Origin of the sequence: Pseudomonas sp. 13B_3.2_Bac1 (assembly GCF_025466205.1) — a bacterium.
GTDB classification, from domain to species: domain Bacteria; phylum Pseudomonadota; class Gammaproteobacteria; order Pseudomonadales; family Pseudomonadaceae; genus Aquipseudomonas; species Aquipseudomonas fluorescens_H.
Genome location: NZ_JANLOG010000101.1, coordinates 1 through 7,860 on the forward strand (window position 1 = coordinate 1; position 7,860 = coordinate 7,860).

Consider the following 7,860-nt stretch of genomic DNA (forward strand, 5'->3'; position numbering starts at 1 on the left):
GCTCCCACATTTGGATCCTCTGAGTTGCTGATTACTTGCCGTTGCCTTCGATATGGCTCAACGGCACGCGCTTCTCTATTGCGCTCGACAACACAATCGAGGTCTTGCTGAAGCCGAACTTCGCCACCCGATTGATCAACTCTTCCAACTCCGGCATCGAGCCCACCGCGCCCTTCATCATCACGCATGGATCGCCGGTCACTCGGAAGCATTCGGTCAGTTGCGGGATTTTCACCAGTTCGTCATACACCTTCTGGCTGCCATTCTGGTGCAGGCGCAGTTCGATCATGCACTGGATCGGCAAGCCGATTTTCGACAGGTCGATGTTTGCCTGATACCCGGTGATCACCCCGGCTGCCTCAAGTTTGGCGACGCGTTCGGCCACCGCCGGGGCAGAGAGATTCACCTTGCGCGCCAGATCGGCGTAGGACGCGCGACCGTTTTCCAACAGGGCGCTGAGCAGCATGCGGTCGTATTTGTCCAAGGCCGGACTCCTGAAATTGCCAGACTTTCGAAATCGCGGTTAATCCCGTCGATCTCCGTTGTTTCAAAAGTGTACCGGCGCGATAAACAGGTTTTGTAACTTATTTTTGCCCGCGGGCCTTTCTAGAATAATCGGACCCTGCCTCTGACTGTCGAGCTGCCCATGCCTGCCTTGCGCCGTTTTTCTCTGCCGCTGATCGCCGCGTTTTTCGCGCTGTACGTGATTTGGGGATCGACCTATCTGGTGATCCGTATCGGCGTCGAATACTGGCCGCCACTGATGCTCGGCGGCGTGCGCTTCGTGATTGCCGGCAGCCTGATGTATGCGTTCCTGCGCTGGCGCGGGGCGCCGGCGCCGACCTGGGCGCAGTGGAAAGCGGCGGGGATCATCGGGATTTTGCTACTAAGTCTGGGTAATGGCGCGGTGAGCGTGGCTGAACACACGGGCGTGGCCTCGGGTGTGGCGGCATTGGCGGTGGCGACAGTGCCGTTGTTCACCTTGCTCTGCGGGTATTTCTGGGGCGCGCGCAATACTCGGCTGGAGTGGGCCGGGGTGGCGCTGGGGATTATCGGCATCGCCATGCTCAACATGGGTTCCAACCTGCAATCGAGCCCGATGGGCGCGGCGCTGCTGATTTTTGCGGCGGCAACCTGGGCGTTCGGCTCGGTGTGGAGCAAACACCTGCCGTTGCCGCAAGGGGCGATGGCCAGCGCGGTGGAGATGCTGGTGGGTGGCGTGGTGCTGTTGATCGGCAGCGCGGTCAGCGGCGAACACCTGCAAGCCTTGCCGCCGGTGGAAGGCTGGCTGGCCTTGGGTTATCTGATTTTCTTCGGCTCGATCATCGCCTTCAATTCCTACATGTACCTGCTCAAGCACGTGCGTCCGGCAGCGGCCACCAGTTATGCCTACGTCAACCCGGCGGTGGCGGTGTTGCTGGGGATCGTGTTTGTTGGCGAGAGCATCGGCATGGAAGAAGCGCTGGCGATGCTGGTGATCATCAGCGCGGTGGTGTTGATCGGTCTGCCGCAGTGGCGGCGCCCGGCGCAGCCGCTCGTCGTGGAGACGCCGAAGACCGCCATTCCAGCAGAGCAACGTGTGAATTAGGGTAAACTGCGCGCCATTGCATCCTTGTTTTGCGCAACCGCGCTGATTTTTCCTACGGTACTCCCATGACTTTCGCCACCCTTGGCCTGATCGAACCCTTGCTGCGCTCCCTCGAGAAGCTCGGCTACCAGACTCCAACGCCGGTCCAGGCGCAAGCCATTCCGGCCGTTCTGGCCGGTCGCGACCTGATGGCTGCGGCCCAGACCGGCACCGGCAAGACCGCCGGTTTCGCCTTGCCGCTGCTGCAGTTGCTGGCCATGGAAGGGCCGAAAGTGGCCGCCAATTCGGCGCGTGCGCTGATTCTGGTGCCGACCCGCGAGCTGGCGGAGCAGGTTCATGAGTCGGTGCGCCAATACGCTGAAAACCTGCCATTGCGCACGTATGCGGTGTACGGCGGCGTCAGCATCAACCCGCAGATGATGAAGCTGCGCGGCGGCGTTGATGTGCTGGTCGCCACGCCTGGTCGCCTGATCGACCTGTTCCGCCAGAACGCGTTGAAACTCGATCAGTTGCAAACCCTGGTGCTGGATGAAGCCGACCGCATGCTCGACCTGGGCTTCTCCGAAGAACTGGCGAACATTTACCGCATGCTGCCGAAGAAGCGCCAGACGCTGCTGTTCTCGGCGACCTTCTCCGATGACATCCGCCTGCTCGCCGGGCAGATGCTCAACGATCCGCTGAGCATCGAAGTCAGCCCGCGCAACGTCGCGGCCAACACCGTCAAGCAGTGGGTGGTGACGGTGGACAAGAAGCGCAAGCCGGAACTGTTCGTGCACCTGATGCGCAAGAACAAGTGGAAGCAGGTGCTGGTGTTCGCCAAGACCCGCAATGGTGTGGATGCGCTGGTGGAAAAACTCCAGGGCCTGGGCATCAACGCCGACGGCATCCATGGCGACAAACCGCAGGCGACCCGTCAGCGTGCGCTGGATCGTTTCAAGCTCAGCGAAGTGCAGATTCTGGTGGCGACCGACGTCGCCGCGCGTGGTCTGGATATCGAAGATTTGCCGCTGGTGGTCAACTTCGATTTGCCAATCGTTGCCGAGGATTACATTCACCGCATCGGTCGTACTGGCCGTGCCGGTGCGACGGGCGAGGCGATTTCGCTGGTGTGCGCGGATGAAGTGAACATGCTTTCGGCAATCGAGATGCTCACGCGTCAGACCTTGAAGCGTCAGAACGAGCCGGACTTCGAACCTGAGCACCGCGTGCCGGATACCGACGCCAGCGGTCAGGTGATCAAGAAGCCGAAGAAACCGAAAAAGCCGAAAGCATCCGGCGGCGGTGGCAAGCGCAATCTGGGCAAGTGGGTCGACAGTGGCGACACCCAGGCGCCGGAGCCGTCGATCAAGCCTGTACGTAAAGTGCCGGTGTTCAATACCGGGCCGCGTAAGCGCAAGCCTTGATCTGATGGGGCGTCTGTAAGGACGCCTTCGCGAGCAAGCCCGCTCCCACATGGGCCTTCATTGAAATGGAGATCTCCTGTGGGAGCGGGCTTGCTCGCGAAGGGCGCGCCGCGGTCCTCAGTCCTTGCGCAACCACTCCAGCATCCCAAAACCCGCAGATCGCCCGCTGGCAAAACACCCGGTCAGCAGATAGCCGCCCGTCGGCGCTTCCCAATCCAGCATCTCGCCCGCACAGAACACCCCCGGCAACGCCTTGAGCATCAAACGCTGATCCAGCGCTTCGAACATCACGCCACCGGCACTGCTGATCGCTTCATCCAGCGGCCGCGTTTTTACCAAAGTCAGCGGTAACGCCTTGATCGCCCGCGCCAACAGCGCCGGATCAGCAAACGTTGCTGCATCGCTCAGCTCTCGCAACAACGCCGCTTTCACCCCATCAATTCCGACCTGACTGTGCAGATGCTTGGCCATCGAACGCGAGCCGCGTGGTTTGCTCAACGCGGCCTGTAATTTATCCACAGGACGGCCGGGCAGCAGATCGATGTGCACCGTGGCTGAGCCGTGCGCATTGATCGCTTCGCGAATCGGTGCCGACAGTGCATAGATCAGGCTGCCTTCGACCCCGGTTGCGGTAATCACGCATTCGCCCAGGCGCGGGATATCGTCGTTCAAACCGATGGCGACATTTTTCAGCGGTGCGCCGGCGAATTTACTGACAAGGAACTCGCTCCAGGCCTGCACCTCGAAGCCGCAATTGCTCGGCTGCAACGGCGCCAGTCCTACGCCTTTTTGCTCAAGGGGCAGCATCCACGCGCCATCCGAACCCAGCCGCGACCAACTGCCGCCGCCGAGGGCGAGCAGGGTGGCGTCGGGTTTGACGGTGATTTCGCCGTTGGGGCTGGCGATGCGCAGCGCATCGTGTTCATCCCAGCCGAGCCAGCGATGGCGGGTGTGGATAACCACGCCGCTGTCGCGCAGGCGTTTGAGCCAGGCGCGCAGCAGCGGCGCGGCTTTCATGTCGGTGGGGAATACCCGGCCGGAGCTGCCGATAAAGGTTTCGATGCCCAGTTCATGAATCCAGCGGCACAACGCGTCGGCGTCGAAACCGCGCAGTAACGGCGCGATCTGCGGCGCGCGTTCGGCGTAGCGCGCGAGGAACGCCGGGTAAGGCTCGGAGTGGGTGATGTTCATGCCGCCGACCCCGGCCAGCAGGAACTTGCGACCGACCGAGGGCATGCCGTCATACAGATCGACACGCACGCCGGCCTGGCTCAGCACTTCGGCGGCCATCAGGCCGGCGGGGCCACCGCCGATGATGGCGACGTGAGCGGGGAGGGGGGCGGAAGTCTGGGTCATGGCGTGCGCTGCGGTATGGCGGGATAAGGCGCGCATTCTAACAGCGCAGACCAATGTGGGAGATCCCTGTGGGAGCGAGCTTGCTCGCGAAGACGTCGGTAGATTCAACATCCAGTTGACTGACACACCGCCTTCGCGAGCAAGCTCGCTCCCACAGGGGTATTCAGTGGATTCGATACCTGGTTAAAAATTAGTCAGTGTGCTGCAGGCCATGAGGGGTATGGGCTGTAGTCCCTTTCGCTCAGGTTATCCACAGGCCGTTCCACAGCCATTGTGGGTAACGCAGCACAGCTTAGTGACAACCGTGTGACGTCCAGACCCGTTGCGCACTGTGATGGAGGATGCCGTGGCGGCGGGCGAGGGCGTGGCGATCCTTGCTGTAGCCGCCGCCGATCACGCCAACCACCGGGATGTCGCGGCCCAGGCAGTGACGCATCACGCTTTCATCGCGGGCGGCGACGCCTTCGTCTGTCAGTTGCAGATAACCGAGGGCGTCGTCCTTGTGCACATCGACGCCGGCGTCGTACAGCACCAGGTCCGGTTGATACAGCGGCAGCAGGTAATTGAGCGTGTCATCCACCACCTGCAGATAGTCGGCATCGCCCATACCTTTGGGCAGCGGAATGTCCCAGTCGCTTTCGGCCTTGCGTGCCGGAAAGTTCTTTTCGCAGTGCAGGGAAACGGTGATCGCCTCCGGCGTGTCCTGCAGGATCCGTGCGGTGCCGTCGCCCTGATGCACGTCGCAATCGAAGATCAGCACTCGGTTCACCCGACCGCTTTGCAGCAGGTAATGGCTGATGATCGCCAGGTCATTGAAGATGCAGAACCCGGCCGGGTAGTCGTAGTGAGCGTGATGGGTGCCGCCGGCCAGGTGACAGGCCAGACCATGCTCCAGGGCTTTTTCCGCCGCCAGAATCGAGCCACCGACCGCACGCACCGTGCGCCGCGCCAAGGCTTCGTTCCACGGCAGGCCGAGGCGCCGCTGGTCTTCGCGGGACAACTCGCCGCTCATGTAACGTTCGATATAGCGACGGTCATGGGCCAGGGCGAGGATGTCGTTGGGACAGATCTCGGGACGCAGCAGGTCGGCGTCGCGGGTCAGGCCGCTGTCGACCAGGTGATCGCGCAGCAAGCGGAACTTGTCCATGGGAAAGCGGTGATCCGCCGGAAACTCGGGGCTGTAGTCTTCGTGGTAGATCAGCGGCAGTGGCATGGTGATTTCGTATGGCTGTTGAAGATTGGGAACGCAGGAAAGAGTGAACGATCCTACCAGCGATGTAGACTTGCGGCATGGAAATGGAGGGGCATGATGGAGCCGATTCAGCAACTCGAAAGCGCACGCCTGTTGATGCGTCAGTGGCGCGACGAGGATTTGCCGGCATTTGCGGCGATGTGCGCCGATCCGCAGGTGATGCGCTACTTTCCGGCCCCGCTCAGCCGGCTGGAAAGTGCGTCGATGATCGGCCGAGTGCGCGGGCATTTTGCCGAGCACGGCTTCGGTCTGTGGGCGCTGGAGCGCAAGGACAGCGGTGAGTTCATCGGTTTTACCGGCCTCGGCGTGGTCGGTTTCGATGCGCCGTTCACTCCGGCGGTGGAAATCGGCTGGCGTCTGGCCCGCGAGCATTGGGGCCTCGGCTATGCCAGTGAGGCGGCGTGGACGGCATTGCGCGCAGGCTTTGATCGGCTGGGGCTGAAGGAGATCGTGTCCTTCACCGCGCAGAGCAATCTGCCGTCGGAGAAAGTCATGCAGGCGATTGGCATGCAGCACGATCCGGCCGATGATTTCGATCACCCCAAAGTTGCCGTCGATCACCCGTTGCGCCGGCATCTGTTGTACCGAATCACCAGGGAGCAATGGCTGCAAACCCTGCATGGCTAAGCCGACACGGACGTTTACAATGGCGCGACAGTGGCTCGCGCCAGAACCTGAATGGGCCGCCGCAGCCAAGACTGCGCGGCATAGCGTTGTGTGAGGAGAGTCTGAATGAGCCAAGTGTTGGAAGATCTGGTCGACCTGCTGACCCTGGAGCCGATCGAGGAAAACCTGTTCCGTGGCCGCAGCCAGGACTTGGGTTTCCGTCAGTTGTTCGGCGGGCAGGTGCTCGGTCAGTCGCTGTCGGCGGCCAGTCAGACGGTTGAAGAGGCGCGCCATGTGCATTCGATGCACGGCTATTTCCTGCGCCCGGGCGATGCCAAGTTGCCGGTGGTGTATTCGGTGGATCGCGTGCGTGATGGCGGCAGCTTCAGCACCCGTCGGGTCACGGCCATCCAGAAAGGCCACCCGATCTTCACTTGCAGCGCTTCGTTTCAGTATGACGAGGCAGGCTTTGAGCATCAGAGCCAGATGCCGGTGGTGGTCGGCCCGGAAAACCTGCCGTCGGAGCTGGAACTGACCCAGCAACGCGCGCACCTGATCCCCGAGCATATGCGCGAAAAACTGCTGTGCCCGAAACCGATCGAAGTGCGCCCGGTCACTGAAAAAGACCCGTACAACCCGCAACCGGCCGATCCGGTGAAATACGTGTGGTTCCGTGCCGACGGCGCGTTGGCGGATATTCCGGCGCTGCACAAATACCTGCTGGCCTATGCTTCGGACTTCGGTTTGCTGACCACTTCGATGCTGCCGCACGGCAAGTCGGTCTGGCAGAAAGACATGCAGGTCGCCAGCCTCGATCACGCGCTGTGGTTCCACAATGATCTGCGCGCCGATGACTGGCTGCTCTATGCGATGGACAGTCCGTGGGCCGGCAATTCCCGGGGTTTCTCCCGTGGCAGCGTGTACAACCGCGCCGGGCAACTGGTGGCGTCGGTGACCCAGGAAGGCCTGATTCGTCACCGCAAGGACTGGGCATGAGCCTGAGCGATGTGAAGCACTGGGTGTTCGACATGGATGGCACCCTGACCGTCGCCGTGCATGACTTTGCGGCGATTCGCGTGGCCCTGGCGATTCCGCCCGAGGACGACATTCTCACCCACCTCGCGGCGCTTCCCGCCGATGAAGCCGCGGCGAAACACGCGTGGTTGCTGGAGCATGAGCGCGATCTGGCGCTGGGTTCGAAACCGGCTGCCGGTGCGGTGGAGCTGGTGCGCGACCTGCACGGGCGTGGCTATCGCCTGGGCATTCTGACCCGCAATGCGCGGGAACTCGCGCATGTGACGCTCGACGCCATCGGCCTGGCCGACTGCTTCGCCGTGGAAGATGTGCTGGGCCGCGATGAAGCGCCACCGAAGCCGCATCCCGGCGGGTTGCTGAAACTGGCCGAAGCCTGGAAGGTACCGGCCAACGAGATGGTGATGGTCGGGGATTACCGCTTCGACCTCGATTGCGGGCGGGCGGCAGGGGCGCGGACGGTGCTGGTGAATCTGCCGGACAACCCGTGGCCGGAGCTGACGGATTGGCATGCGCAGGATTGTGTCGAGTTGCGGCGGATGCTTTTGGCCTGAGATCTTCGGTGCCTGTCAGATTGCCTTCGCGAGCAAGCCCGCTCCCCCAGGGGCATGCATTCCAAAAGT

The 7,860-nt window shown here is 62.2% G+C and carries 8 protein-coding genes; 5 read left to right on the plus strand and 3 right to left on the minus strand.

Translation table 11 applies throughout. The features are described 5' to 3' along the window. Positions 1-31: 31 nt before the first annotated feature. Positions 32-484 (minus strand): Lrp/AsnC family transcriptional regulator, encoded by a 453-nt coding sequence (locus NTD85_RS15895; RefSeq protein ID WP_103484818.1) that lies wholly within the window; start codon positions 482-484, stop codon positions 32-34. 162 nt (positions 485-646) lie between these two features. On the opposite strand from NTD85_RS15895, the gene yedA reads away from it, so the two are divergent. Both yedA and NTD85_RS15905 read left to right on the plus strand, forming a co-directional pair. After that, the gene (gene yedA, locus NTD85_RS15900; RefSeq protein WP_262142638.1) at positions 647-1,588 is read left to right on the plus strand and encodes a drug/metabolite exporter YedA; all 942 of its coding nucleotides are present in this window, start codon (positions 647-649) and stop codon (positions 1,586-1,588) included. Positions 1,589-1,653: 65 nt separating this feature from the next. Then, complete coding sequence (locus NTD85_RS15905) at positions 1,654-2,991, plus strand: DEAD/DEAH box helicase (protein ID WP_134787390.1); 1,338 nt, start codon at positions 1,654-1,656, stop codon at positions 2,989-2,991. 117 nt (positions 2,992-3,108) lie between these two features. Here the strand turns inward: NTD85_RS15905 and NTD85_RS15910 are convergent, their stop codons facing one another. Beyond that, positions 3,109-4,347 (minus strand): TIGR03862 family flavoprotein, encoded by a 1,239-nt coding sequence (locus NTD85_RS15910; protein ID WP_262142639.1) that lies wholly within the window; start codon positions 4,345-4,347, stop codon positions 3,109-3,111. 292 nt (positions 4,348-4,639) lie between these two features. Then, positions 4,640-5,560: a histone deacetylase gene (locus tag NTD85_RS15915; protein ID WP_003228470.1), complete on the minus strand. Its 921-nt coding sequence runs from the start codon at positions 5,558-5,560 to the stop codon at positions 4,640-4,642. A 96-nt stretch (positions 5,561-5,656) separates the two neighbouring features. Between NTD85_RS15915 and NTD85_RS15920 the strand changes: the two genes are divergently transcribed. The 3 genes from NTD85_RS15920 (at position 5,657) to NTD85_RS15930 (ending at position 7,791) form a co-directional block, all read left to right on the plus strand. Continuing rightward, positions 5,657-6,226: a GNAT family N-acetyltransferase gene (locus NTD85_RS15920; protein ID WP_003228468.1), complete on the plus strand. Its 570-nt coding sequence runs from the start codon at positions 5,657-5,659 to the stop codon at positions 6,224-6,226. A gap of 105 nt (positions 6,227-6,331) precedes the next feature. Then, positions 6,332-7,201 (plus strand): acyl-CoA thioesterase II, encoded by an 870-nt coding sequence (gene tesB, locus NTD85_RS15925; RefSeq protein WP_003228466.1) that lies wholly within the window; start codon positions 6,332-6,334, stop codon positions 7,199-7,201. After that, a complete protein-coding gene (locus NTD85_RS15930) occupies positions 7,198-7,791 on the plus strand; it encodes an HAD family hydrolase (RefSeq protein ID WP_262142641.1) in 594 nt (197 codons plus the stop codon). Before tesB ends, NTD85_RS15930 begins: the two co-directional genes overlap by 4 nt. Positions 7,792-7,860: the final 69 nt, after the last annotated feature.

What these genes read in the sequence shown, in the direction of transcription:
- yedA (WP_262142638.1), top strand. Translation starts at nt 647, where the DNA reads ATGCCTGCCTTGCGCCGTTTTTCTCTGCCGCTGATCGCCGCGTTTTTC.
- NTD85_RS15905 (WP_134787390.1), top strand. Translation starts at nt 1,654, where the DNA reads ATGACTTTCGCCACCCTTGGCCTGATCGAACCCTTGCTGCGCTCCCTC.
- NTD85_RS15910 (WP_262142639.1), bottom strand. Translation starts at nt 4,347, where the DNA reads ATGACCCAGACTTCCGCCCCCCTCCCCGCTCACGTCGCCATCATCGGC.
- NTD85_RS15915 (WP_003228470.1), bottom strand. Translation starts at nt 5,560, where the DNA reads ATGCCACTGCCGCTGATCTACCACGAAGACTACAGCCCCGAGTTTCCG.
- NTD85_RS15920 (WP_003228468.1), top strand. Translation starts at nt 5,657, where the DNA reads ATGGAGCCGATTCAGCAACTCGAAAGCGCACGCCTGTTGATGCGTCAG.
- tesB (WP_003228466.1), top strand. Translation starts at nt 6,332, where the DNA reads ATGAGCCAAGTGTTGGAAGATCTGGTCGACCTGCTGACCCTGGAGCCG.
- NTD85_RS15930 (WP_262142641.1), top strand. Translation starts at nt 7,198, where the DNA reads ATGAGCCTGAGCGATGTGAAGCACTGGGTGTTCGACATGGATGGCACC.